This window comes from Candidatus Omnitrophota bacterium (assembly GCA_030650275.1).
Classification (GTDB): Bacteria; Omnitrophota; Gorgyraeia; order Zapsychrales; family Fredricksoniimonadaceae; genus JACPXN01.
Genome location: JAUSEK010000001.1, coordinates 1 through 25,780, shown reverse-complemented (window position 1 = coordinate 25,780; position 25,780 = coordinate 1). Strand labels below are relative to the sequence as shown.

At 53.3% G+C, this 25,780-nt stretch carries 27 protein-coding genes; 24 read left to right on the top strand and 3 right to left on the bottom strand.

What is annotated here, in order from left to right; genetic code table 11:
* Window positions 1-4 precede the first annotated feature (4 nt).
* Entirely contained in the window at window positions 5-361 is a 357-nt protein-coding gene (locus Q7K71_00135; protein MDO8674512.1) for a hypothetical protein, read from the bottom strand.
* Between the two features lie 109 nt (window positions 362-470).
* Between Q7K71_00135 and gcvT the strand changes: the two genes are divergently transcribed.
* The 15 genes from gcvT to Q7K71_00060 all read left to right on the top strand — a co-directional run bounded on the left by gcvT (window position 471) and on the right by Q7K71_00060 (window position 15,416).
* Window positions 471-1,571, top strand: a complete 1,101-nt coding sequence (gcvT, locus tag Q7K71_00130; GenBank protein MDO8674511.1) for a glycine cleavage system aminomethyltransferase GcvT — start codon at window positions 471-473, stop codon at window positions 1,569-1,571.
* Window positions 1,572-1,592: 21 nt separating this feature from the next.
* Entirely contained in the window at window positions 1,593-1,994 is a 402-nt protein-coding gene (gene gcvH / locus Q7K71_00125) for a glycine cleavage system protein GcvH (protein MDO8674510.1), read from the top strand.
* Between the two features lie 4 nt (window positions 1,995-1,998).
* The gene (gcvPA, locus tag Q7K71_00120; protein MDO8674509.1) at window positions 1,999-3,333 is read left to right on the top strand and encodes an aminomethyl-transferring glycine dehydrogenase subunit GcvPA; all 1,335 of its coding nucleotides are present in this window, start codon (window positions 1,999-2,001) and stop codon (window positions 3,331-3,333) included.
* On the top strand, window positions 3,330-4,781 hold the full coding sequence (gene gcvPB / locus Q7K71_00115) for an aminomethyl-transferring glycine dehydrogenase subunit GcvPB (protein ID MDO8674508.1): 1,452 nt from the start codon (window positions 3,330-3,332) through the stop codon (window positions 4,779-4,781). The genes gcvPA and gcvPB overlap by 4 nt, the downstream gene beginning before the upstream one ends.
* A complete protein-coding gene (locus Q7K71_00110; protein ID MDO8674507.1) occupies window positions 4,771-5,403 on the top strand; it encodes a lipoate--protein ligase family protein in 633 nt (210 codons plus the stop codon). The genes gcvPB and Q7K71_00110 overlap by 11 nt, the downstream gene beginning before the upstream one ends.
* A 31-nt stretch (window positions 5,404-5,434) precedes the next feature.
* Entirely contained in the window at window positions 5,435-6,286 is an 852-nt protein-coding gene (locus tag Q7K71_00105) for a transketolase (protein ID MDO8674506.1), read from the top strand.
* 1 nt (window position 6,287) lies between these two features.
* A complete protein-coding gene (locus Q7K71_00100) occupies window positions 6,288-7,229 on the top strand; it encodes a transketolase family protein (protein MDO8674505.1) in 942 nt (313 codons plus the stop codon).
* Between the two features lie 2 nt (window positions 7,230-7,231).
* A complete protein-coding gene (gene tal / locus Q7K71_00095) occupies window positions 7,232-8,338 on the top strand; it encodes a transaldolase (protein MDO8674504.1) in 1,107 nt (368 codons plus the stop codon).
* A gap of 74 nt (window positions 8,339-8,412) precedes the next feature.
* On the top strand, window positions 8,413-8,823 hold the full coding sequence (locus tag Q7K71_00090; protein ID MDO8674503.1) for a hypothetical protein: 411 nt from the start codon (window positions 8,413-8,415) through the stop codon (window positions 8,821-8,823).
* 112 nt (window positions 8,824-8,935) lie between these two features.
* The gene (locus Q7K71_00085) at window positions 8,936-10,417 is read left to right on the top strand and encodes an AMP-binding protein (GenBank protein MDO8674502.1); all 1,482 of its coding nucleotides are present in this window, start codon (window positions 8,936-8,938) and stop codon (window positions 10,415-10,417) included.
* A gap of 3 nt (window positions 10,418-10,420) precedes the next feature.
* Window positions 10,421-11,698, top strand: coding sequence for a thiolase family protein (locus Q7K71_00080; GenBank protein MDO8674501.1), 1,278 nt, complete (start codon window positions 10,421-10,423; stop codon window positions 11,696-11,698).
* Window positions 11,699-11,743: 45 nt separating this feature from the next.
* Window positions 11,744-13,867, top strand: coding sequence for a 3-hydroxyacyl-CoA dehydrogenase NAD-binding domain-containing protein (locus Q7K71_00075; protein MDO8674500.1), 2,124 nt, complete (start codon window positions 11,744-11,746; stop codon window positions 13,865-13,867).
* Window positions 13,868-14,425: a PsbP-related protein gene (locus Q7K71_00070; protein MDO8674499.1), complete on the top strand. Its 558-nt coding sequence runs from the start codon at window positions 13,868-13,870 to the stop codon at window positions 14,423-14,425. It begins immediately after the preceding gene.
* 336 nt (window positions 14,426-14,761) lie between these two features.
* Window positions 14,762-15,004 (top strand): ribbon-helix-helix domain-containing protein, encoded by a 243-nt coding sequence (locus Q7K71_00065; protein MDO8674498.1) that lies wholly within the window; start codon window positions 14,762-14,764, stop codon window positions 15,002-15,004.
* A 4-nt stretch (window positions 15,005-15,008) separates the two neighbouring features.
* Window positions 15,009-15,416, top strand: a complete 408-nt coding sequence (locus Q7K71_00060) for a putative toxin-antitoxin system toxin component, PIN family (protein MDO8674497.1) — start codon at window positions 15,009-15,011, stop codon at window positions 15,414-15,416.
* Here Q7K71_00060 and Q7K71_00055 read toward each other — a convergent pair.
* A complete protein-coding gene (locus tag Q7K71_00055; protein MDO8674496.1) occupies window positions 15,393-16,037 on the bottom strand; it encodes an MBL fold metallo-hydrolase in 645 nt (214 codons plus the stop codon). The genes Q7K71_00060 and Q7K71_00055 overlap by 24 nt on opposite strands.
* 71 nt (window positions 16,038-16,108) lie before the next feature.
* Between Q7K71_00055 and Q7K71_00050 the strand changes: the two genes are divergently transcribed.
* The 8 genes from Q7K71_00050 to thiC all read left to right on the top strand — a co-directional run bounded on the left by Q7K71_00050 (window position 16,109) and on the right by thiC (window position 22,864).
* On the top strand, window positions 16,109-16,660 hold the full coding sequence (locus tag Q7K71_00050; protein ID MDO8674495.1) for a thioredoxin family protein: 552 nt from the start codon (window positions 16,109-16,111) through the stop codon (window positions 16,658-16,660).
* Between the two features lie 62 nt (window positions 16,661-16,722).
* Window positions 16,723-17,175: a transcriptional repressor gene (locus Q7K71_00045; protein MDO8674494.1), complete on the top strand. Its 453-nt coding sequence runs from the start codon at window positions 16,723-16,725 to the stop codon at window positions 17,173-17,175.
* On the top strand, window positions 17,172-18,512 hold the full coding sequence (locus tag Q7K71_00040; GenBank protein MDO8674493.1) for an Nramp family divalent metal transporter: 1,341 nt from the start codon (window positions 17,172-17,174) through the stop codon (window positions 18,510-18,512). Before Q7K71_00045 ends, Q7K71_00040 begins: the two co-directional genes overlap by 4 nt.
* Window positions 18,505-18,939: a universal stress protein gene (locus Q7K71_00035; protein MDO8674492.1), complete on the top strand. Its 435-nt coding sequence runs from the start codon at window positions 18,505-18,507 to the stop codon at window positions 18,937-18,939. Before Q7K71_00040 ends, Q7K71_00035 begins: the two co-directional genes overlap by 8 nt.
* A 1-nt stretch (window position 18,940) precedes the next feature.
* Window positions 18,941-19,798, top strand: coding sequence for an inositol monophosphatase family protein (locus tag Q7K71_00030; protein MDO8674491.1), 858 nt, complete (start codon window positions 18,941-18,943; stop codon window positions 19,796-19,798).
* A 31-nt stretch (window positions 19,799-19,829) separates the two neighbouring features.
* A complete protein-coding gene (locus Q7K71_00025; GenBank protein ID MDO8674490.1) occupies window positions 19,830-20,696 on the top strand; it encodes a transporter in 867 nt (288 codons plus the stop codon).
* A 74-nt stretch (window positions 20,697-20,770) separates the two neighbouring features.
* Window positions 20,771-21,106 (top strand): iron-sulfur cluster assembly accessory protein, encoded by a 336-nt coding sequence (locus tag Q7K71_00020; GenBank protein ID MDO8674489.1) that lies wholly within the window; start codon window positions 20,771-20,773, stop codon window positions 21,104-21,106.
* Window positions 21,107-22,864, top strand: a complete 1,758-nt coding sequence (gene thiC / locus Q7K71_00015) for a phosphomethylpyrimidine synthase ThiC (protein ID MDO8674488.1) — start codon at window positions 21,107-21,109, stop codon at window positions 22,862-22,864.
* Window positions 22,865-22,867: 3 nt separating this feature from the next.
* Here the strand turns inward: thiC and Q7K71_00010 are convergent, their stop codons facing one another.
* Window positions 22,868-24,703, bottom strand: a complete 1,836-nt coding sequence (locus tag Q7K71_00010; protein ID MDO8674487.1) for a hypothetical protein — start codon at window positions 24,701-24,703, stop codon at window positions 22,868-22,870.
* A gap of 412 nt (window positions 24,704-25,115) precedes the next feature.
* Here Q7K71_00010 and Q7K71_00005 point away from each other — a divergent pair.
* Window positions 25,116-25,780, top strand: a 665-nt coding sequence (locus tag Q7K71_00005; GenBank protein MDO8674486.1) for a hypothetical protein, incomplete at its 3' end; no start/stop codon positions are given.

Sequence of the window (25,780 nt, the reverse complement as noted above, 5' to 3'; positions counted from 1 at the left end):
GGGGTCATTCGTTCTTGTTGCGGGGGCCGTTGCGCCGGCTTAAATTGAAATCAATGTCCTTGAGCAGATTCCGGATCCGCAGCAAACCGCCGAAGATGTATAAAAGCCAGAAAGAGTTGAACAACAACAGGATCGCGATCAAAAGCGTGTTGACCGATTGGACCATCAGCAGGCGTTCGATGATGTCGTTCTTATGGATGTCGATGCCCACGTCGATCACTTTGAGCGCGTTGACGAACACGCCGATGAATAGGACCACCAGGATGATCTCGAAGAAAAGGATATAAAAATGGCGTATCATCCATTGGGCGGTGCGGTTGTCCCATTGGCGGACCTTGTTCATAAAGTCATTGAACGACATGGTGAGTTCCTTTCTTCATGTATTTTATTCTTCCCCGGGCCCGTGGCAAAGGAATTCTTGGAATAAAATATCTTGATTAAAAAATACCATTCTTATACCATCAGATACTATGCCCACCGAAACAGTTATTCATAATACGCCTCTGGCCGGCGAACACGCCGCCCTTGGCGCCAAAATGGTGACTTTTGGCGGCTGGAACATGCCTTTGCAATATGCGGGCATTTTGGCCGAGTGGGAAGATAACCGCAAGAGATGTTCCATCTTTGACTGCTCTCATATGGGGGAGTTCATCATCTGCGGGGACGCCGTTGCCTGCGGTCTGGACCGGATCGTCACGCAGACCATCGCGGACATGCCGGTTTTGACCTGCCGTTACGGCGTCATGCTCAACGATCAGGGCGGTGTCATCGACGATTGCATTGTATACCGTCTGACCGGCGAGGCATGGATGATGGTGGTCAACGCGGCCAATATTGCCAAGGATGCCGCGCATGTCAAAGCGCATTTATCCGGGAACACCCCGTTTCGCGACGCGTCGTTCGAGACCGCGAAGATCGACGTGCAGGGCCCTTTATCGCGGGATGTTTTGAAACCTTTGGTCCCCGGCATTGAGCGTTTGTCTTATTACGGGTTCGAGGTCCTTGATGTGGCCGGCATCCGCTGCATCGTCAGCCGCACCGGATATACCGGCGAATTGGGCTATGAGATCTATTGTCCCTGGGGACAGGCCGTTGAAATATGGCGCCGCATTTTAAAGGACCCCGGTGTCAAGCCGACCGGCCTGGGCGTGCGCGACGTTTTGCGTATTGAGATGTGTTATTCGCTTTATGGCCATGAATTGGAGGAGAATATTTCTCCTCTGGAGGCGGGACTGGATAAGTTCATTGACGGAAACAAGGATTTTATCGGTAAAGAGGCGGTCCTTCGTCAAAAAGAGGCGGGCAACCACCGCACGGTCGGGTATTTTGTTTCCGGTTCGCGCAAATCGCCGCGCGCCGGCCATACGCTGTACAATGGACAGGGCAGGGCCGTCGGCACAGTGACGAGCGGGACATTTTCAGCGGGCCTGAATGCCGGGGTCGGCATCGGCTTTGTTGAAAAAGGGGAAAATGTCCTTGAAAAGAAAATTCTTTTCGGGGATGATAAAACCAAAACCGAAGGCATGATGACCCGCAGGCCGTTTTACAAGAACGGCTCTTTAAAAAAATGATCGGGAAAATAGGAGTGTCACATGAGCGGCGCTGTTGAGATCATTGACCATTATCTGTACACCAAGGACCACGAGTGGATCAATATTGAGGACAATACCGGCACCGTCGGCATCACCGATTATGCCCAGAACGCCCTGGGCGACGTCACCTATATCGAACTTCCCAAGGAAGGGACGGAGGTTGAACAGTTCGAGCAGTTCGTTTCTGTTGAGTCGGTCAAGGCGGCCAGCGATATTTTTTCTCCCATGTCCGGCCGGGTGACCGAGGTCAACCGCGCCCTGCAAGACGATCCGGGCCTGATCAACAAGGACTGTTACGAAAAGGGCTGGATCGCCAAGATCGAGATCACCAGCTCCGAAGAGGCCTCTTCCTTAATGACGGCCGAGGACTACCGCAATTACCTCACAACCATAGAGCAATGACCCCGTGAACCCTTATATCACCAATACCGATGCCGAAGTCCGGCAAATGCTGGACATTGCCGGCGTTCCTTCCATAGACGGACTTTTTGCGGACATCAAGCCCAAACACCGTCCGAAGTCCTTTGATCTGCCCGAGGGGCTTTCCGAATATGAGGTCGTGCGCAAGGTCACCGGGCTTTCCTTAAAAAATAACGTGCACCTGGTGCCGTTCTTGGGCGGCGGATTTTACGACCATTACATTCCTTCGGCCGTGGGCATGCTCACGTCACGCGGGGAATTTTACACCGCCTATACGCCCTATCAGCCCGAATGCGCGCAGGGCACCCTGCAGTCCCTGTTTGAATACCAGAGTTCCATGTGCGCTTTGACGGGCATGGACGTGTCCAACGCCTCTTTGTATGACGGCGGCACGGCCTTGTATGAGGCCATGATGATGGCGATGGGCGTCACGGGCCGTTCCAAGATCATCATGGACGGCGGGGTCAGCCCCATTTACCGCAAAATTCTCAAGACCTACACGCATCATTTGCATTATCAATTTGAAGAAACGCCGGTCGTGCACGGGCAAAGCAGCCGGCCCGAGATCGAAAAACTCCTGGACCGGAACACCGCGGCCGTTATCCTGCAGAACCCTAATTTTTTTGGCGCCATCGATGACCTGACCGATATTATTGAAAAGGCCCATAGCGTCGGAGCCTTGGCCATTGTCAGCGTTTATCCGGTGTCGCTGGGATTGCTCAAGACCCCCGGGGCCATGGGCGCGGACATCGTCACCGGCGAAGGCCAGTCCCTGGGATTGCCGCTGAATTTCGGCGGGCCGTATCTGGGGTTCATGACCGTGCGCGGGAAATACATGCGCAAAATGCCCGGCCGCATCGTCGGGGAAACCGTTGATACCCAAGGGCGCCGCTGTTTTGTCAATACCCTGCAGGCGCGCGAACAGCACATCCGCCGCGAAAAGGCCACGTCCAACATTTGCACCAATGTTTCCTTGTGCGCTTTGCAGGCGGCGATCTTCATGTCCATGATCGGCCGTCAGGGCTTGAAGGAAATGGCACAGCTGAATTTAGACAAGGCCGAATACGCCAAACAGGAAATAGCGAAGATCAAAGGTGTTGAGGTCAAGCGTTCTTCGCCGACGTTCAACGAGTTCACCATCTGCCTGCCCAAGGATGCTTCTGATGTCGTCGGAGCCATGATCAAGAAGGGCTTCGCCGCCGGGTTCCCGCTGGGGCGCTACTATAAAGGTATGGAGAAATATTTATTGGTGGCTGTCACGGAAAAGCGTACGAAGGCGGAAATTGATGCGTACGTTAAAGCGCTGGAAGAAACGTTATGAAATTAATTTTTGAAAAGAGCGTTCAGGGCCGCAGGGGATTCAGGTTTCCGGATTCCGACGTGCCGGTTAAGGCCAAGGTGCCGCAAAAGTATGCCCGCGGCAACGATGCGCCCTTGCCCGAGGTATCGGAACTGGATGTCGTGCGCCATTATACCCTTTTGTCTCAAAAGAATTTCTCCGTCGACACCCATTTTTATCCGCTGGGCTCCTGCACCATGAAGTATAACCCCAAGTTCACCGAGGCCCTGTCGCGTCTGTCCGGTTTCGCTGACCTTCATCCGCTCCTGCCTCAACTGGCGGGTGGGGAAATGCTCACCCAGGGTGCCCTGGAGGTCCTTTACGAGCTTGAGCAATGGATGTGTGAAATGACCGGCTTTTCGCATTTTACGCTCCAGCCCCTGGCCGGCGCGCACGGCGAATTGACCGGCATTATGCTCATGGCCGCGTATCATAAGGCCAAAGGTAACCAGAAGAAGAAATATGTCATCATCCCGGATTCCGCCCACGGCACCAATCCGGCCAGCGCCGCCATCGCCGGATACGAGACCATTTCCATCCCTTCCAATAAAGACGGTGGAATGGACATCGCAAAATTAAAAAGCGCTGTCAACGACGAGGTGGCGGGCCTGATGATGACCTGCCCCAGCACCTACGGCCTTTTTGAATCCAACATTGATGAAATTGCCAAGATCATCCATTCCGTGGACGGGATCATGTATTATGACGGGGCCAATTTGAACGCACTGCTGGGCCGCTGCCGGCCCGGGGACTTGGGTTTTGACGTGATGCATATCAACACGCACAAGACATTCACGACACCGCACGGCGGGGGAGGCCCGGGCGCCGGACCTGTCGGGGTCAATGACAAACTCGCCAAGTTTTTGCCCATTTCACGGGTCATCAAACGCAAGGACGGCACCTTTGCCCTGGATTATGACTACCCTGATTCCATCGGATACATCGCGGCTTTTTACGGCAATTTTGCCCTTTTGTTGAGGGCTTACGCGTATCTCCTGATGCTCGGCAAAGAAGGCCTCAAGGCAACGGCCGACCACGCGGTTCTCAATGCCAATTACATCATGCGCCGTCTTCAGCCATACTATAAATTGTGTTTTGACAAGCTGTGCATGCACGAAGCGGTTTTTTCCGCGTCCATCCAGGCCAGCCGCGGCGTGCACGCCATTGACATTGCCAAATTCCTCATTGACCGCGGCATCCATCCGCCGACGGTGTATTTCCCCATCAGCGTACCCGAAGCGGTCATGATCGAGCCCACGGAAACCGAGTCCAAGCAGACCATGGACGCTTTTATCGATGAGATGATCGCCGCAGACGCCTTATCCAAGTTGGATCCCGGGGCCTTCAAAGACCTTCCCAAGACCATGCCGATCTCACGTCCTGATGAGGTCAAGGCCGCGCGCGACGTGAAGACATCTTATGCGTTTTGAAGATGTTTCATTCCCCGATCCCCGGCAAAATATTGATTTTGATGAGAATTTATTGCGTTTAGCTGATAAGGAGGGGGCGGGGCCTGTTGTGCGTTTTTGGGAATCCCCGCGCGTTTTTATCGTGGTCGGCCGCATCGGGAAGATCGAAGAAGATGTCCGCCTCAAAGAGGCCGAAGCTGATGGCATCCCCATTTTGCGCCGCGCTTCCGGCGGAGGCACGGTGGTGCAGGGGCCCGGCTGCCTCAACTACGCGCTGGTCCTTTCTAAAATACAATATCCCGTTCTCAACGATCTGCGCAAGTCCTATGAATGGATCAGCGCCAAGGTCATTGCCGCCCTGGAGCCATTGGGGGTCAAAGCCCTGTTTCGGCCTACTTCTGATATTGTTTTAGCGGGCAGCGAAAAGAAATTCTCCGGCAATGCCCAGAAACGGGGCAAGGATCATATCCTGCATCACGGCACCATCCTTTATGATTTTGACCTGTCCCTGATCACCAGATATCTGGCCATACCCAAAGACGTTCCCGAATACCGCAAAGGCCGTCCCCACGCGGATTTCGTGACCAATGTCCCCATTGACCCGGCCGCGTTCAAGGTTCATCTGCGCAGGCTTTTGTCTTGACGAACAAAATGGATTTGAATATACTCTTTGCGTGTCTGTAAAGCCGCTCGATATCGTTTCCCTCGAACGTCAAGCCGTTCAAATACGCCATGAGATCTTAGAGACCCTCGCCTGCGCCGGTTCCGGCCATCCGGGCGGTTCCTTGTCCAGCGTCGAGATCATGCTCACCCTTTATGGGCATCAGATGAGCCATAAGCCGTCTGATCCGAAATGGGAGGGCCGCGACCGCCTCATCATTTCCAAAGGCCATGTCAGCCCCGTGGTTTATGTGACGCTGGCCAATTTCGGTTATTTCCCCAAAGAAGAATTAAAAACATTCCGCAAGTTCGGCGCCCGTCTGCAGGGCCACGTGCATACCAAGGTCCCGGGCGTTGAATTCAGCACCGGGTCTTTGGGGCATGGGCTTGCGTTCGCCAACGGCATTGCTTTGGGCGCCCGGATGCGCGGCAAGGATTTCAAGGTCTATTGCCTCCTGGGCGACGGCGAGATCCAGGAAGGGTCGGTGTGGGAAGCGGCCATGACCGCGGCCCACTACAAACTTGACCATGTCTGCGCCATCGTGGATTACAACAAGGTGCAGGAGAACGGCCCCACCAATGAGATCAAAAATTTGGAGCCGCTGGGTCAAAAATGGGCTTCGTTCGGCTGGCATGTTTTTGAGGTCAACGGGCACAGCATCAAGGACCTGGTTGCGGCGTTTGACGCGCTCAAAGACATCCAGGGCAAACCTTCGGTCATCATCGCCCACACGGTCAAAGGCAAAGGCGTTTCATTCATGGAAGGCAAAAGCGCCTGGCACGGCAAGGCACCTAATCAAGAGCAATTGGCCCAGGCATTAAAGGAATTGTCCGCCGGAGGCGGATCCGCCTCTGGCGGAAAATAATATGGAATTAAAACCCATCCCGACCCGTGACGGTTTCGGCGAAGAAATAACGGCTTTGGGCCGCGTCAATCAGAACATTGTCGTGGTTTCCGGCGACCTGGAAGACGCCACCCGCGCGGAATATTTCAAGAAAGAATTCCCCGAACGTTTTTTTAACCTCGGCATCGCGGAACAGGACGTGATCGGCACGGCCGCGGGTTTAAGCACCCAGGGTTTCGTCGTCTTTGCCACGTCGTTTGCCGTGTTTTTGACCAACCGCGCCTATGACATGATCCGCCTGGACATCTGCTACAACAATTGCAATGTCAAGGTGGTCTGCTCGCACGGCGGCGTGACCGTCGGGGAAGACGGGGCCAGCGCCCAGTGCCTGGAGGACTTTGCCATCATGCGGGTTTTGCCCAACATGAGGGTCATCTGCCCCGCGGATGTCCTTGAAGCCAAAAAAGCCACCCGCGCCATCACCAATACGCCTGGCCCTTTTTATATGCGCACCAGCCGCGCGCCGCTTCCCATCATCACCAAACAAGAAGACCCGTTTGTCATCGGCAAAGCCAATGTCCTGCGCAAGGGTAAGGATGTTACGGTCATTGCCTGCGGGGCCATGGTGTCCGAGGCCTTGTCCGCGGCCGAAAAATTGTTTCATGAGGGCATCAGCGTTAAAGTCGTGAACATGCACACCATCAAACCCATTGATATCCAAGCCATTGTCGTTTCCGTCAAGGAAACGGGCGCCATTGTCACGGCGGAAGAGCATCAAATGGCCGGCGGTTTGGGTAGCGCCGTCGCTGAAGTTGTAGCAGAGCATGCCCCGGCCCCCATGGAGATCATCGGGGTCAAGGACTCGTTCGGCGAAAGCGGTACGCCTGCCCAGTTGCAGGCGCACTACGGTTTGAAGGACGTCAATATCATTGAAGCGGTCAAAAAGGTCATCAAAAGAAAATGATCATGCCTAAAACAAAGATGCACGAGATCGCGGCCCTCGGCCAGAGTTTTTGGATCGACAATATCAGCCGCTCTATGATCGCCTCCGGCCGTCTCAAATCCCTCATTGACCAGGGACTGCGCGGGCAAACGTCCAACCCAACCATCTTCAAACAGGCCGTCACGTCCAGCGCCGATTATGACAGCCGTATCATAGAATTAGCGGAAGCCGGCAAGTCCACATTTGAGATCTACGACGATCTGACCATCAAGGACGTTCAGGATGCCGCTGACCTTTTTAAAGAGGTCTATGCAGAGACCAAAGGTTTGGACGGTTATGTCAGTTTGGAGATCAACCCGAAATTGGGCAGGGAAATCCAGGCGCAATTCATGGAAGGGCTGCGTCTCTGGAAAAAATTGGCGCGGCCCAATGTGATGATCAAGGTCCCGGCCACCAAAAACGGCTGTCTGGTGGTTGAACAGTTGATCGCCGAAGGCGTTAACGTCAACGCGACCCTCATTTTTTCCGCTGAACAATACCAGCAGGTGGCCTGGAGTTATATCAAAGGATTAAGCCGTTTTGCCCAGGAAGGCGGAGATGTCAGCAAGGTCCGTTCGGTGGCCAGCATTTTCGTCAGCCGCATTGATACGGCCGTGGACAAATGGCTGGGCGAGGAAAAAGCGTCTTTGAAGGGGCGCGCCGCGGTGCACAATTGCGCGATCATTTTTCATAAGTTCGGCCAGACCTTTTCCGGCGCTGATTTCAAAACACTTGAAGCCAAAGGCGCCCGCGTTCAGCGCGTGCTGTGGGCTTCGACCGGGACCAAGGATCCCTGTTACAGCGATATCAAATACGTCACGGAACTGATCGTCCGTCCTACGGTCAATACCCTGCCGGAGAAGACCCTGGAAGCGTTTTTAGATCACGGGACGCTGAAGACTGCGGCGGTCTTTAAGGATGTGGCCGCGTCCCAGCGCGCCCTGGAGGAATTGAGGGCATCGGGCATGGACGTCAATGTCCTGTGCCTGAAATTGCTGGATGAAGGCCTTTTGGCGTTCGAGAGGTCTTTTGAAGAATTGACGGCCTGCATTGAAGAGAAAACAAAGAAACTGTGCGCCAGGGGCTCTTAAAAAAATGTTTGGAAAAGTTTTCATCTGTGGTAATGTATAAGAAATAGTTCTTATCTAAAAAAAGGAGAGAAGTTATGAATAAGGAATTGGTTGTTTTGACCGCCGCATTCGCTCTTGCCGCGGGTATTGTTTTCGCCCAAACCGCCCCCGAACCCGCTGTTACCGCAGAACCTGCCGTTGCCGCCGAACCCGCCGCCCCTGTTGTTATAGAAGCGGGCAACAAGATCTGTCCTTTGACCGGCCGTGAGTTGAATTTGAATGACCCCAATGATTATACCAAGATGGAAGCCGAGGGCGTTTCTTTCAATGTCTGCCCTAAGGGCAAGGCCGCCTATGATTCTGATTCGACCCCGTTCGCCGAGAAGTTAGCCAAAGCAGTTGCCGAAGCCAAAGCGCCTGTTGTTCCTGCCGAAGAAGATCCGGCTGAAGAGGAAGAGGCCCCTGCCGCTGTTCCGGCTGCAGCTCCCGCTCCCGCGCAAAAGTAATTAATTCGTCTTTGAGAAAGAAAATCCCCGTTTCCGCCATTGGGCAGAAACGGGGATTTCTTTTTTGAGATTTCGCTCGTCACCCGCGGCGGGTTATACTACACTAAAAAGTATGGATCCGTGGTCTGATCTCACGTCTTTATCGTACGTTCAAGTCAAAGCCCTCCAGGACCGGAAGTTACGCCATTTCATCAACCGTCACGTTTATCCGTTCAGTCCCCATTACCGCAAATTATTTGATGACAACAACATTGATCCCCGCCATATCCGCGGTACCGCGGACTTAAAGCACCTTCCTTTCACCAGCAAACTGGACCTCATTTCCAAAGAAAACCCCCAGAAATTCCGCGATTTCGTCCTTGCGCCGGACCAGGAAAAGATGCGCCGCTTTTGGCCCAAAAGTGAATTATTGAAGTTAGCGGCCCTGTCTTTATGCAAAGGCAAAGAACATGTCCAGGACCGTCTGGGCCGCGAATACCGTCCGGTCTTTATGACGTTCACGACCGGAACGACCAACAGCCCCGTGCCTTTTATCTACAGCCGCGCTGACATCGGCAATTTGAACCTTTCCGGAAGCCGGATGGTGCGTCTGTTCGATATCGCGCCCGATGAGCGCATCATGAACATTTTTCCTTTTGCCCCGCATCTGGCGTTCTGGCAGGTGTTTTTCGGAGCGCTGGAATCGGGGGTATTCTCTTTGAGCACCGGCGGGGGAAAGGTCCTGGGCACCGAGGGCAACATGGTCGCGCTCTCGCGCATCAAACCGTCGGTGGTCCTGGGCGTGCCCAGTTACGTTTATCATCTGGTGCGTTTTGCCCAGGAAAAAGGGCAGGACCTCTCATACATCAAAAAGATCGTGCTGGGCGCCGCCAAGGTCACCCCGGGGTATAAAGCAAAACTCTCCGGGATGCTCGCCCGGCAGGGGGCCAAGGACGTTTTTATTTTCGGGACCTATGGTTTTACAGAGGCGCGTTCGGCCTGGGCCGAATGCCCGGCGCCCCATGACGTTTCCAGCGGTTATCATCTTTATCCAGACAAAGAGATCTTTGAGATCGTTGACCCGCAAACAGGCCAGATCAAGGAAGAAGGCCAGGATGGGGAACTGGTCTATACCGCGCTGGATGCCCGTGCCAGCGTTGTCCTGCGTTACCGCACCGGCGATATCGTCACAGGCGGCATGACGTACGGGGCATGTCCTTATTGCCGGAGGACGACCTTGCGGTTGTCGAGCGATATCACCCGCCTTTCCGACAATAAAGACCTGCAATTGTCCAAGATCAAAGGCGCTTTGGTCAATTTGAGCCATTTCGGCAGTGTCATCAGCGACATCCCGTATGTTGAGGAATGGCAGATCGAGATCCGCAAACACAACAATGATCCCTATGATGTGGACGAGGTGGCCGTGTACATCACGCCTAAAGCAGGGCAGGATGCGTCGGCTCTGGCGGACGATGTCAAAAGCAAACTGGTGGCCAGCGCGGAGATTTCCCCCAACGAGGTGAAGATCATCCCGCTTTCCGAAATGGTCAAACGTCTGGAACTGGAAACGGCCAACAAGGAAAAACGGATCGTGGATATCCGGCCGAAAGCGTAAAAAATGATGGAAAGGATCGCGGTCGTCAACGGCATCAGGACCCCGTTTTGCAAGATGGGGACGGCTTTTAATGATTTGAGCGCGCAGGAATTGGCGCGCATCGCCGCGCGGGAACTGATCGACCGTATGGCGCTTGATGTCAAGGTCATCGACGAGGTGATCTTCGGCAACGTGGCCCAGCCGATGGACGCCGCCAACGTGGCGCGCGTCATCGCTTTGCTGGCCGGCATCCCTGTGACGACGCCGGCTTTCACCGTGCATCGCAATTGCGCTTCCGGCATCGAGGCCGTGGTGAGCGCCGCCGTCAGGATCAGGACCGGGGAAGGCCGCTGTATTTTGGCCGGCGGCACCGAATCCATGAGCAATATCCCGTTTTTTTTCCGCAAAGACACGCAGGAGATATTCGGCGAAGTGCAGAGGGCCAAAACAGCCGTGGCCAGGTTGTGGGCCTTTTTAAAATTTCGTCCGCGTCATTTCAGCCCGCGCATCGGTCTCATGCTGGGCTTGACCGATCCGGTCTGCGGTTTGGGCATGGGGCAGACCGCGGAGGTGCTGGCCAAGGAATTCGGCATTACGCGCAAAGAACAGGACGAATTTTCTTTGTTGAGCCATCAAAAGGCCATTGCCGGCCGCTATGCGCTGCGCCAGGAGATCGTGCCGGTCATTCCGGGTCCGAAATTCAGGGAACTTGTGATGGATGACAATGGTCCCCGCGAGGGGCAGACCATGGAGGCCCTGGGTAAATTAAAAGCCGTGTTTGACAGGACCGGCGGCACGGTCACGGCCGGCAACGCCAGCCAGATCACCGACGGGGCTGTGGCCCTTTTGGTCGCTTCCGAAAGCCGCGCGAAAGAATTGGGCCTTGAGCCCCTGGGGTATATCCGGTCTTTCGCTTTTGCCGGAGTGGAGCCGCGGCGCATGGGCATAGGCCCGGCCCACGCCATTCCCATAGCTTTAAAGAAAGCGGGTTTGAAATTGTCCGACATGCAGGCCGTTGAGATCAATGAGGCCTTTGCCGTGCAGGTCTTGGCTTGTTTGAAAGCCATGGATTCGCCGCAATTCGCCAAGCAATTCGGTTATGAGGGGTATACAGGGTCCATAGATCCGGCCAAGCTGAACGTCAACGGCGGGGCCGTGGCTTTGGGGCATCCCGTCGGTGCCACCGGGGCGCGGCTCATTTTGACCATGTTGAAACATTTGAAACGCAATAACCTCAATAGGGGATTAGTGTCTTTGTGTATTGGCGGAGGCCAGGGGGCAGCCGTAGTTTTGGAACGTTGACTGTAGGGGCACGGCATGCCGTGCCCGTACATTAAAGGAAATCAAATGCCCGTATTTTTTAAACAGGAAGCCAGCATCGGGATCATCACCTTTGACGCCCCCGACGTCAAGGTCAATGTGCTGACCGCTGACGTGATCACCCGTTTTGACAGGATCCTTGACGAGATCAAGAACAGGCCCCCGCTGACGGCCCTCATCATCCAAAGCGCGAAAAAGGACATTTTTATCGCCGGCGCGGACATTAAGGAGATCGAGAACATCGTTGAGGTCAACGACGGCAAGGCCAAATCGCAGGCCGGGCAAAGGGTTCTGGACAAATTGGAGGACTTGGCTTTCCCGACGGTGGCTGTCATTGACGGCGCGGCCCTGGGGGGCGGATGCGAACTGGCTTTGGCATGCCGTTACCGTATCGCGACGTTCAATGATAAGGTGAAGATCGGTTTGCCGGAGGTCAATCTGGGGATCGTTCCGGGTTTTGGCGGTACTTTTCGTCTGCCGCGTCTGGTCGGTTTGCAGGGGTCCTTGAAACTCATCCTTTCCGGCGCTCCGGTCAGCGCCGAGGCGGCTTTCAGGATGGGGCTGGTGGACCGTCTTTATCCGCAGGCAGGCCTGCCGCAGCGCTTGGCCGAATTCATCGGGGAGATCGTCCGTGTGCCCAACCAGCGGATCTTTCGTCCAAATCCCCGCAAAGGCATGGACGCTTTCCTTGAAAATACTTCGTTGGGCCGCAGTGTCGTCTTTGGACGATCGCGTAAGGAAGTCCTGAAAAGCACCAAGGGTTTTTATCCAGCACCGCTCAAGGCGCTGGACGTGGTCCAAAAGACATTTTCCTCAAAGAGGGACACCGCTTTAGACATGGAGTCCACCGCGTTCGCCCAATTGGTCGTTACGCCTGTTTCTAAAAATCTGGTCAAAGTATTTTTCCTCTCGGAGAAATTCAAGAAATTGACAGCGCCCGGATGCGATGGTGTCCAGCCCCTGCCGATCTGTAAGGTCGCGGTGATCGGGGCTGGTGTCATGGGCGGGGGCATTGCCCAGTTGTTGAGCAATCGCGGGGTATGGGTGCGGCTCAAAGATATCAATTATGACGCCGTGGCCAAAGGATTCAAGGCCGCGTATGACGTGTACAACCAAGCCCTTAAACGCCGGCGCATGAAGCCGCATGAGGTGGCCAATAAAATGGCCATGATCTCCGGTGCCGTGGACTATATCGGCTTTTCCGATTGCGATATCGCCATTGAGGCGGTGGTGGAGGACATGGACATCAAGAAAAAGGTCTTTAAGGACTTGAGCGATGCCTTACCGGTACGCGCCATCCTGGCGTCCAATACCTCGTCGCTGTCCGTGACCCAAATGGCGGCCATCGTCAAAGACCCGTCCAGGGTGGTGGGTTTTCATTTTTTTAACCCCGTGCACCGCATGCCTTTGATCGAGGTCATCACGACCCCGCAGATCTCCAAAGAAACCCTGGTCACGGCCATTGAATTCGCCAAACGTTTGGGGAAGATCCCGGTCATCGTCAAGGACGCGCCGGGCTTTTTGGTCAACCGCGTGCTGTTGGGTTATGTCAATGAGGCTGGACGTCTTTTGGAAGAAGGCGGGTCCATCGAGCGCATTGACAAAATTGCCACGGATTTCGGCTTGCCCATGGGGCCCTTCACTTTATCCGATGAGGTCGGCCTGGACGTCGGGGTCAAGGTCCTGCATATTTTGGAGGCCGGCTTGGGGCACAGGTTCGCGCCCTGCGGTATTTTCAACAAGGCCTATGAAATGAAATGGCTGGGTAAAAAATCCGGTAAAGGTTTTTATGTGCACCCCGCCGGCAGGCGGGGCGCGGTCAATGGCCAGATCACCGCCTTGGTCAAAAACAGCGGCCGGTTTGATGAAAAAGAGGCGATCGGGCGCATGATCGGCATCATGATCAATGAGGCGGCCATGGTCCTTCAAGAGGGGATTGTGGACGGGGCTGATACGGTGGACACGGGCATGATCATGGGCACGGGGTTCCCGCCGTTTCGGGGAGGGCTTTTGCGTTATGCCGACAGCGTCGGCATCGAGGCCCTTGTCAAACAGATGGAGGCCCTGGAAACCAGGTTCAAGGACGGGCGTTTCAAGCCCTGCCGGTATCTGATCCAATTGAGAGACCGGGGTAAGAAATTTTATTCATAGATGAAGACCCAAACCAAAAAGAACATTTTGATTACCGTGGGGGCTATGGCCGCCCTGGCCATGGCGGCCGGCATTATTTTGATCGTTTATCATGCCGGCCAATTCGCGGATTATCAGAATTCTTCGTATAAATTCTTTGTCCGTTATCCCAAAAACTGGCAGGTGATCGAAAGTCCGCAGCCGGGGGTGGCGGTTGTCTTTTTGTCCCCCAAAGAAACCGCCCTGGACGTCTTTCGCGAGAACATCAACATCACCATCCAGCCCGTGCCTGACGAGATCGCCAGCATCAAGACCTTCAGCCGGACCATCGTCGAGCAGACGGCAGCGGTCTTTAAGACCAATATCAAGATCATTGAAGACAAGCCCATTGCGTTTGGCGGCCGCAAGGGGCATCGCCTGGTGTTCGAGGCGCCCAAACCCGATAATCTTAAAGCCGTCGTGGCCTGGACCATCCGCAGGGACCAGGCCTATATCCTGACATTTCTGACCACCATCCGCAAATATCCCCAGTCCTCTTCAAAGGTCGAAGAAGCCCTGAAATCTTTCCAGCTAAAATAAGGCATCGTCTACTTTTCTCAAGATATCCGAGAACGCCTTCAAGATGCTCGCGGATTCGGGGGTGATCATCCGGCACGATTTTGACTACATAATTCATCGGGATGTCTTCAAATATCTGAATAGTTTGGTCAAAAGCCATCATATTTATCATGTCCCTGGAACACGATTTGCAATTTTCGGTAAAAAACTCACACAGCAATAAAAATCCCCCCTCCCTAACCCTCCCCACGGTGGGGGAGGGAATTCGTTTTTAGAGCTAACTTATTACAAATTTTTTGATTATTGACCTTGCATTATATACAAAGTTTGTATATACTTGTATTGGGAGGTGAAGATATGAAAACGCAGACAGTGAATATTTCATTTTCAGATGAGCTTTTGCGGGATATCGATTCTGTCAGCCGCGAGGAGGCGCGCAGCCGCTCCGAGTTTATCCGGGAAGCGGCGCGGGCGTACATTGCCAAAAAACGCGTGTGGAAAGGGATTTTTCGGTCAACCAGGCAACATGTTAAAGCGGTCGGGTTAAAGGAAAAGGACATTGCCGGGGCCATTGCCGATTATCGCCTCAGGAAAGGGTAATGGTTTGAAGATAGTTTTGGATACAAATGTTCTTATTTCGGCAATCATGTTTGGCGGAAAAAGCCGTGATATTCTGGATATGGGGATTTCGGGAAAAATCAGGATCGCTTTGTCTCAAGATATCCTTAAGGAATTGGCGGAGGTCCTGGTCGATAAGAAGTTTCGACTACCGGTTTCTGTTGTACAGCAGATAGCCCATGAACTTTCTGAACTCGTTGAACTGGTGGTTGTCACTCATAAAGTTGCCGTTATTAAGAATGATCCTGATGATAACCGTATTCTTGAATGCGCTGTGAGTGCGGGCGTTGACTGTATTGTTTCAGGTGATGCTCATCTTTTGTCTTTAGGGTATTTTAAAAAGATCGAAATACTCTCCCCCAGTGATTTTTTAAAGACCCATCCGCTCGCCTAGAAATTCTTCCATACTGGAACATTGCAGGTAGGGGTTGGTTTTTTTCTGATGGCCGATGGTGTCGGTGGGGGTGGGGCCGTAATTGTGTCCCGGATGGACCACGGTGTCGTCGGGCAGTTTCATGAGGACGTTGGTGAGGGAGCGGTACATGGCCCTCGGGTCGCTGCCGGGAAGATCGCAGCGGCCGCATCCATCAATAAAAAGCACATCCCCGCTGATCAATTGGCCTTGCGCCAAAAAGAGCTGGCATCCTGGCGTATGCCCCGGCGCGTGCAGGACATCAAAGGTGATATCCCCCAATGAAAGTTTTTCTTTGTCCACGACATCCACCAGATTTTTGGATCTGGGACGAAAAAACAGCGCTTCGTGCTTGGAAATATAGACCGGAACGTTGTGACGGCGCAGAACACCACCCAGGCCGTTGACATGGTCAGGGTGGCCATGGGTCAAAAATATTTTGGTGATATGGTAGCCCAGACGTTCGGCCTCGTTACAGAGGAAATCCGGCTCCCAGGCCGGGTCCACGACCGCCATTTCTTTGGTGGCCGTATCGCCCAGCAAATAGAGGAAATTGTTCAAGGGGCCGAGCTCGTATTGTTGGATCAGCAGCGTTCTTGACATATAGATTCGCGTCCGTATAATGGTTTTGTTTTCAAAATAATTATAGCACAAAAAGTCAGGGACCCATTCAAATGGCTTTATTGGAATCCATCAAAATACCGTTAGGTACTCTGATGCCGGATTTCCAGCTCAAAGACCCGTCCGGAAGATCCTATAAGGGAAGCGATTTGTACGGTGAGCGCGGGCTTTTGGTGGCTTTCACCTGCAATCATTGCCCGTATGCTTTGGCGGTGTGGCCGCGGTTATTGCGCCTGGCCAAATACGGCAAGGGGATGAAGGTCAATACCGTGGCCATCAATCCCAACATCAATCCTAACTTTCCCGACGACGCTCCGGACAAGATGGCGCTCAAGATCAAGGAATGGGGGATCGATTTTCCGTATCTGGCTGACGAAACTCAAAAAGTCGCCGATGCCTTCCGCGCCCAATGCACGCCCGACATTTATCTGTTCAACAAAGATAGAAAACTTGCCTATCACGGCCGCGTGGACGACAATTGGAAGGACGAAGACGCCGTGACCCGCGAAGAATTGAAGGAGGCGATGAACAACATGTCTGCCGGCCGTCCTGTTGCCGTCCAACAATTCCCCTCCATGGGCTGTTCCATCAAGTGGCGCGATTAATGTGTTAAAGCTCTTTAAAAAAAGAACTTGATTTTTATTTTTTGGACGATACAGTATCTCATATGGAAACAACATCCATTGCCCGGGAGCACTGCAAGTTTGAGAAATACCTTTCTCGCGCGGGTTTAAAGGTCAGCCGCGGGCGGTCAGGGGTCTTTAAAGAGGTCATGAACGCCCATGGCCATTTTACCACCGAAGAGATCGCAAAATTCTGCGTCCGGCACAAGCCGAAAATTTCCAGGGCCACCGTGTACCGTTCTTTAAGGGAAATGCTGGAGGCCGGCGTCGTCCGCGAAACGGCCTTTGGGGAAAAGCATCAGCATTTTGAGCACATTTATGATGAAAAACCGCATCATCATGCCCGCTGCGTGCGCTGTCACGGGGTCATTGAATTTCCGGACCTGGGCGAAGACAGCCGTTATCATCCTATTTTAGAGAAAGAGGGGTTCAAAGTGCTGGGACATGAAATGCATTTTTACGGGATTTGCGCCAAATGCCAGGGAGCAGGGGTATGAGCAAACCATGGCGCCGTGAGGTCACCCTCTTCACCTTATCTGAAGTGTATGCTTCGGTTGCTGTACCTGCAACGGCCGGAGTATGGCGAAAGATGCTGGCCTTTGCGGGACCAGGATTAATGGTGGCGGTCGGATACATGGATCCGGGCAATTGGGCGACCGACCTGGCCGGCGGCGCCAAATTCGGTTATACGCTCATATCCGTTATTCTGATCTCCAATTTTATGGCCATTTTGCTCCAGCATCTGGCCTTGAAATTGGGCATTGTCACGGGCCGCGATCTGGCCCAGGCCTGCAGGGACCATTTTTCCAAACCGGTGGCCATCGGCCTATGGGTCCTCTGTGAGATCGCCATTGCCGCCTGCGACTTGGCGGAAGTCATCGGTTCTGCCATCGCATTAAATCTTTTGTTCGGCATTCCTTTGATCGTCGGGATCCTGCTGACGGCCATGGACGTCATGATCATTTTGTTCCTTCAGCACAAGGGTTTTCGCATCCTGGAATGCATTGTGGCGTCCTTGATCGTTGTGATCGGCGGATGTTTTGCTTATGAAATGGCCGTGTCCCATCCTTCGATGCCTGCCATCATCGCGAACCTGCTTCCAAAACCCGAGATCGTTTTTAACCCGTCCATGCTGTATATCGCCATCGGCATCCTGGGGGCCACGGTGATGCCGCACAATCTGTATCTGCACTCGAGCATCGTGCAGACCCGTGCTTATAAACGCGATGACGCGGGCAAGGCCATGGCCATCCGTTTTGCCACCATTGACTCGACCGCCGCTTTGTTGTGCGCGTTTTTTATCAATGCCGCGATCCTGATCGTCAGCGCCGCGGCCTTTCACGGGACAGCCCATCAGAATGTCGCCGACATCCATGACGCGTACCGTCTGTTGACGCCGGTTTTGGGGGCGACCTTTGCTAGCACCTTGTTTGCGGTGGCGCTTCTGGCTTCTGGTCAGAACTCCACCTTGACCGGGACCTTGGCCGGCCAGATCGTCATGGAAGGATTTTTGAACATCCGTTTAAGGCCGTGGATGCGCCGGCTCCTGACCCGCCTGGTCGCCATTGTTCCCGCGGTCATCGTTGCTATACTTTACGGTGAAAAAGGGGTGGGAGACCTCCTGATCTTAAGTCAGGTCGTCCTTTCTTTGCAGTTGAGCTTTGCTGTCATTCCCCTGGTCTGGTTTACAGGGGACAGGCAGAAAATGGACCGCTTCAGCAATCCCTGGTGGTTGCAGTTGACGGCCTGGGGCGTTACCGCTATCATTGTGGTATTAAATGGATATTTGTTGTACCAGACGGTATCCGGCTGGTTTGGAGGTGGGCATGTATAAGAAGATCCTTATTTCTTTGGATAATCCCCTGACGGACACCAAGATCCTTGAACACATCCGTCCTCTGGCAAGAATGACCAAGGCAAAATTGGTTTTGGTGCACGTGGCTGACGGTTTTACCGCGCGCCTGCAAAATGACCTGAACCTTGCGGATTCCGAGGAAATGACCAAGGACCATATCTATCTGAATACCATCCGCGACGCTTTGGCCGCGGATGGTTTTAAGGTCAAGGCCATTTTGATACAGGGGAAAGAACCCGTTGACGGGATCCTGGCCGTGGCCGAACAGGAAGGATGCGACCTGATCGCCATGTCCACCCACGGGCATGGCTTTATCAAGGATGTGATCTTGGGTAGTGTCGCCAATACCTTGCGCCATCACACCGATATCCCTATCCTCATGATCCGTTCCAGTTTAAAACAATAATATGGAAAATTCAGCTGTTTATCTTGAAAAAATGTTCAGCTTCATCCGCGAAGCGGGGAGTATTGCTTTAAAATATATGTCTGAAGGCGGATCGGCCTTGAAATCCGACCAGTCCGTCATCACCGAAGCGGACCGCGCCATTTCCGGGCTTTGCCGCCGGTCGCTGGGGGAATTTCTCAAGGACCCGGACCACGTGCTCATTGATGAGGAAGACCCGCGCATCGGCGAGTATCTTGATGACAGTTTCCTGGCTAAAAAGAAATTTATTTGGGCTCTGGACCCCATTGACGGCACGCGGCTTTATGCCAAGGGCATGCCGCTCTTCGGCATTTCCCTGGGGCTTATGAAAGACCGTCAACCGTGGCTGGGTGTTGTGTATTTTCCGGTCCTCAACGAACTGTTCTTTTGCGATGGCGCGCATTCGTATTATGTCCGCAACGCCTTTAGCGCCGATGAAAAACGCACGCCCATTGTTCCTGTTGATGAGCAAATTTCAGCCAAGTCGCTGTTTTTCTGCAATGATACGTTTTTTGACAAATACCGCTGGAATGACAAGGATTTTCACATCATGATCGCGGCCTGTGCCGTTGTCAATCTGTGCTGGTCGGCTTTGGGCCGCGGTTGCGGGTGTTTTTTGCGCTGCCACATCTGGGATTTCGCCGGCTCCTGGCCCATCATCCGCTCGGCCGGCTATGACCTGCGCGCCGTCGAGAGCGGCAAGGTCCTGGACAAAGTGGACACCGCCTTTTTTACTAAGACCCCCAGACCCTGGCAGATGAAGGAATTTTACCTCATTTCTTCCCAACGCAATTACGGCGTCATCAAATCTAAAATGAGCCTCCTGAACGCCCCCTGTTAATGCTCAAGTGAAAAATAAAGATTAGGGAGTAATGATGCATCGCAAACAAATTTTGGCCTTACTGATATTTTTATTCCATGCCGTTTCAGCCCAAGCCGCTGACCAAGCAGTGTCCAATAAGCAACAATACCATTTATTTCATCCGACACCGGTTGAATTGATGCGTGAGATGAGCACAGACCGTCCGGATAAAACTGAAAGTCCTTATACCGTTGATGCCGGCCACGTTCAGGTAGAAATGAGCCTGATCGATCATGCCTATGACCATCATAACCCGGATGAACCACAAACCCGCGTTGATACGTTTAGTTACGCCCCTGCAAATTTTAAGATCGGACTTTTAAATAACGCGGATCTGCAAGTGATCATTAATCCTTATGCCCATGAGAAAACAAGAGAAGACGGGGTCCACTCAACCAAAGAAGGATTTGGGGATATGCAAACCCGTCTTAAGGTCAATATATGGGGAAATGATGGCGGGCAGACAGCTTTGGCCTTGATGCCTTTCATTAAATTTCCAACTGATAGGGGTCATTTTGGTAACGACGATATGGAAGGCGGGATCATTGTTCCCTTGGCTGTCGGGCTTGCCGCTGAGTGGAATATGGGTTTGATGGCTGAAGTTGATCTTAATAAAAATAAATCGGATGACAACTATCATAGGGAATATATTCATTCTATTACTTTTGGACACGCCATCGTCGGCGGCCTAAGCGGTTATGTGGAATTCTTCAGTCATATCAGCACAGAAGAGGATGCAAAATTGGTCGCAACGGTTGATGCCGGATTAACCTACGCTTTGACCGAATATATACAATTGGATATGGGTATTAATATAGGCGCGACGGCCGCCGCGGATGATTTAAACCCATTTTGCGGGTTTTCAATGCGTTATTGAAGGTAATGCCGGTGACCCTCCGAGTTAGAACCTCCGCAGTTGAACAAGCTTTCCCGTTGTGTTATAATTAAATTATGGAGAATACACCATTAGCCACATTGACCGACGCGGCAGCCGCGAAAGTCAAGGCCATGATGGCCAAGGAAGGCAAGGAAGGATATGCCTTGCGCTTTGGCGTCACCACCGGCGGCTGCGCGGGCATGTCCTATGAATTGAAATTCCAGAAGAACCCTTATGAGAATGACATTGTTTTTGAACAAAAGGGCCTGAAGGTCATCGTCAACCAGGAAAGCGTTGAGTTCATCAAAGGCATTGAGATCGATTACGTTGATACCTTGCGCGAAAGCGGTTTTAAATACCATAACCCCAATGCCAAATCCAGTTGCGGATGCGGTACATCGTTCAGTTAAATGAGCACATTCCTCAAACAGGAAAAACTTCCCGACGCCACGCTGTTAAGCTACATACCTTTGCCGGGGTCCCGAAAGGTCTACCAGAACGGTTCCCTGCATAAGGACGTCCGTGTGCCCTTCAGGGAAGTTGTTCTTTCCCCGACGCAAAGTCACAACGGTAAAACTTCCGATAACGCGCCGGTGCGGCTTTACGACACCTCCGGTCCTTACACCGATCCTTTGGTGAAGGTGGACATTACGCGGGGCCTGCCGTTTTTGCGCTGTGATTGGATCCTGGGCAGAAGCGATGTGGAATATTTAGCCCAGTCCACCTCGGAGTACCGCAGGCAGAGGGAAAATGATCTGGATCTGGCCCCTGTTCGTTTTCCGGGCATCCGCAAACCCCTGCGCGCCAAAGCAGGCGCCAACGTCACGCAAATGCATTATGCCCGCCGCGGTATCATCACGCCGGAGATGGAATTCATCGCCCTGCGGGAAGGATGCGAACCCGAATTCGTGCGCCGTGAAGTGGCCCAGGGCCGCGCCATCATCCCCGCGAACATCAATCATCCCGAAACCGAGCCCATGATCATCGGCCGCAATTTTCTGGTCAAGATCAACGCCAATATCGGCAATTCCGCCGTGACCTCCAGCATCGCCGAGGAAGTGGAAAAAATGACCTGGTCCATCCGCTGGGGCGGGGACACGGTCATGGACCTCTCAACAGGAAAGAACATCCACGAGACCCGCGAATGGATCTTGCGCAATTCCCCGGTGCCCATCGGCACCGTGCCCATTTACCAGGCGCTGGAAAAGGTGGGAGGAAAAGCCGCGGACCTGACCTGGGAAATTTACCGTGACACGCTCATTGAGCAGGCCGAGCAGGGGGTGGATTATTTCACGGTGCACGCCGGGGTTTTACTGCGCTACATCCCGTTGACCGCCCAACGCATGACAGGCATTGTTTCGCGCGGCGGGTCCATCATGGCTAAATGGTGCTTGTCCCATCACAAGGAAAGTTTTCTCTACACGCATTTTGAAGAAATTTGTGAAATTATGAAGCAGTATGACGTTTCTTTTTCTCTGGGCGATGGTTTGCGTCCGGGCAGCATTGCCGACGCCAATGACGCGGCGCAGTTCGCGGAATTAGAAACCCTGGGAGAATTGACCAAGATCGCCTGGAAACACGATGTGCAGGTGATGATCGAGGGGCCGGGGCACGTGCCCATGCATTTGATCAAGGAGAATATGGACAAGCAGTTAAAGATCTGCCATGAGGCGCCGTTCTATACGCTGGGGCCTTTGACCACCGACGTGGCTCCCGGCTATGACCACATCACCTCGGCCATAGGTGCTGCCATGATCGGCTGGTATGGCACAGCCATGCTGTGTTACGTGACCCCCAAGGAGCATTTGGGGCTTCCTAACAAGAAAGACGTCAAGGACGGCATCATCGCTTACAAAATAGCCGCCCATGCCGCGGACCTGGCCAAGGGCCATCCCGGCGCTAAAGCATGGGACGATGCGTTATCCAAAGCCCGTTTTGAATTCCGCTGGAAAGACCAGTTCCATCTGGGGCTGGACCCCGAAACCGCTGAATCCTTCCACGATGAAACGCTCCCCGCCGAAGGCGCCAAACTCGCCCATTTCTGTTCCATGTGCGGCCCGGATTTTTGTTCGATGAGGATCACACAGGACGTGCGCGATTATGTTGAGCAGGGACTGAACAAAAAGGCCGAGGAATTCCGTGCTAAGGGCGGGGAGATTTATTCTTAAGTTTTAAGCCGCAACCAATGCCTGGGTGTGGATAAAGGCCTTGGCGTGATCATCAACCAGCTGCAGCAATTTCTGCCGGCACTCTTCCAGTTCATTGAGCGTTTTGGTACGAAACTCCAAGGACTCCTCCACCATTTCCGGGAATAAATCGCGGTAATACGAAATTCCTTCCAGGAGATTGTCCTTGAATTCCGTGAAATATTTGGCCTTGTGTTCATTCAAGTCCTTCAAAGATTTTTCAATGTCCTTGCGCAAATAGTCGATGTACATGCGCAGTTCCTTGATGAACATGTTCGGCCGCGGGGTGTCGTTGAGCAGGTTGATACGGCCGTAAATGTGGTTCGCCATCTCTTTGAGCGTGACGATCTTGGAGAAATAAGCGAGGTTCGGCCCCGGGCAGATGGCCGGAAAACCGGGGACCCTGGTCTGGATGCCGTTTTTGACGACGGCGCTTTCGCCCAGGTCATGGCAAAGGCACGCCTTGGTCACGATCCGGTCGAAACGTATTTTGTATTTTTCGGGGTCAAGACCGAGGGTGTCCAGCTGGTCGATCTTGAGTTTCTGGTACTGGCGCGAAGCCGTGCAGATGGGTTCGCTGGTGAATTCCGTGTTGGACACCAAATGTCCTTTGGGGCAGGCGCTGCCGGCCTTGTGGTGGAGCACCCTGGCATCTTTTTCCGTGTCGCTCAAAGAGCCACGCAAATTATTGAAAGGGACCCCCAGGGGCGACACGTCGCTAACATACAGGTCGTCTTCCGTGGCCAGGGAAAGTTTTTGCAGGGTCACGTCATCCACGTTGGTGACTTCGGGGCACAGCAAAAAGGGAGTGGCCCAGCCGGTGCCGTCGAGATCGTAATGTTCGCGTAAAAATTTGTCTTCCCGCACCGTGCCGATGCCGCCCTGGGCCGTGATCTTGATCGGGTGCGGTTGGGCAAAGGGCAGACGACCCTTTGATGTCAGCGCCTTGTTGCAGAGGACGTGCAATTGCTGGACGAATTCTTTTTTCTTGGCGCGGAATTCCACGAGGATGGGGCCCATCAAATACCCGTCGGTGGCAAAAAGATGGCCGCCGCAGTTCAGGCCCGATTCAACGCGGTATTCGGAGATCCACAGGCCCTTTTGGGCGAAAAATTTTCCCTGGATGAAACTGGAGCGGAAATCGCTGACCTTGAGGATGATCTTCTTTTTGATGTCGCCCGTGGCGTCCGCGTAAAAGTCCTTGAACTGTTCGGCATACGAATAGAGCCGGCGGTTGATGCCCGCGGAAAAGACGATGGCGGAACGCAGGCCGCTGGTGGCATAGCCGCGAAGGGCGGCCAGCGCGTCGGAAAATTCAGGAGGCAGTTTGTTGCCCTTGGCGTCGTAATTGTCCCGGTCCAGCTTGGTCATGATGTTGACATTGATGTCGCCGGGGCGCATTTCGGCGCGCAATTCTTCCTGCAATTTGATCTTGAGCAGGGGATTGTGCGTGGCCAGCATTCTCCGGTATTTTTCCTTCAAGGGGCTGGCGTCATCAAGCATTTCAAAATATTTTGTAATCTCGCTAGCCGGCCCAAAATGCGATCTCTTAACGTCCGCGAATTGTTTCTGGACGATGCGGTCCACCAGGTCCAGATAGGCCCTGATGCGCCACGCCCGGTAATCCTCGTCCTGTTTGGTGATGGGGACATAGGGCTCCCCGGTCTTTTCGCAATAATGCTTGCGCATCTGTTCAATGAGGGTGTCATCAACCAGAGAAATAACCGAGTGAATGCCGTAACGGGCCACCTTGACCGGTGTGTCAATGGAAAAGGCGGTGCCCATGACCGGGATATGGAAGCTGTGAATAGGCCTGTTCATATGTATCAAATATACCCTATACCGCCCCGAAAAGCAAGCGCTTTCCTGGAATTTCCCTCCCCCTTGTGGGGAGGGTTAGGGAGGGGGTAAAGTGGGCTGAAAATTGGCAAAACTCATATAAATAGTATACACTTTTGACATGTCCCTAAATATAAATCTAAGAAAGACGGTCCTTTTAGGGACTCTTTTTGCTTTTTTGGGCAATGGCTTGGCCATTTGCCCTATTGCTTGCTCGGCAGAGGGGGAACTGGTTTTACCTGCCCCCGGTGTCCGGGTTTCCTTAAGCCCTCAATTCAATCCCCCCATCCTCAAAGGCCTCAAGGTCCATCCCGACAATCCGTTTCGGTTTGATTTCATATTGGATACCGGTGACGTAGAGACGCAGCATGCTGCGTCTCTACAAAACGAATCAATGAAATTGATCAAATATTTCCTCGCCTCTCTGACCGTCCCCGAGAAAGACCTCTGGGTCAACCTCTCCCCCTATGAGAAGGATAGGATTGTCCCCACATCCTTTGGTCAGACCGAGATGGGAAGAGATCTCTTAGCCCAGGACTATCTCTTAAAGCAGATTACCGCATCTCTGATCTATCCCGAAGATGAATTCGGCAAAACCTTCTGGAAGAGAGTGTATGAAGAAGCCAACAAGAGATTTGGGACAACCAACATCCCGGTCAATACCTTCAACAAGGTCTGGATAGTCCCTGAGAAGGCAGTGGTCTACGAGAACGCCGAGGCAGGTACTGCCTATGTTGTTGAATCCAGATTAAAGGTCATGCTTGAACAGGATTATCTTGCCTTGGCCAACAACCGAACGCCTACCAGGGGACATGTTCCGCAGAACGTGTCCCCGAGCGCGCTGCCAACCAACCAAGCATTGAATACGAAAGCATCCCAGGGAAACCCCCTTACCGCCTCACCAGACATGAACGCCTTAGGCAGTCAAATCGTCCGTGAAATAGTAATCCCAGCCCTGACCAAGGAAGTCAACGAGAACAAGAACTTCGCCCAACTCCGTCAGGTCTACAACTCCCTTATCCTTGCCACTTGGTACAAGAAGAAGATCAAGGACAGCAT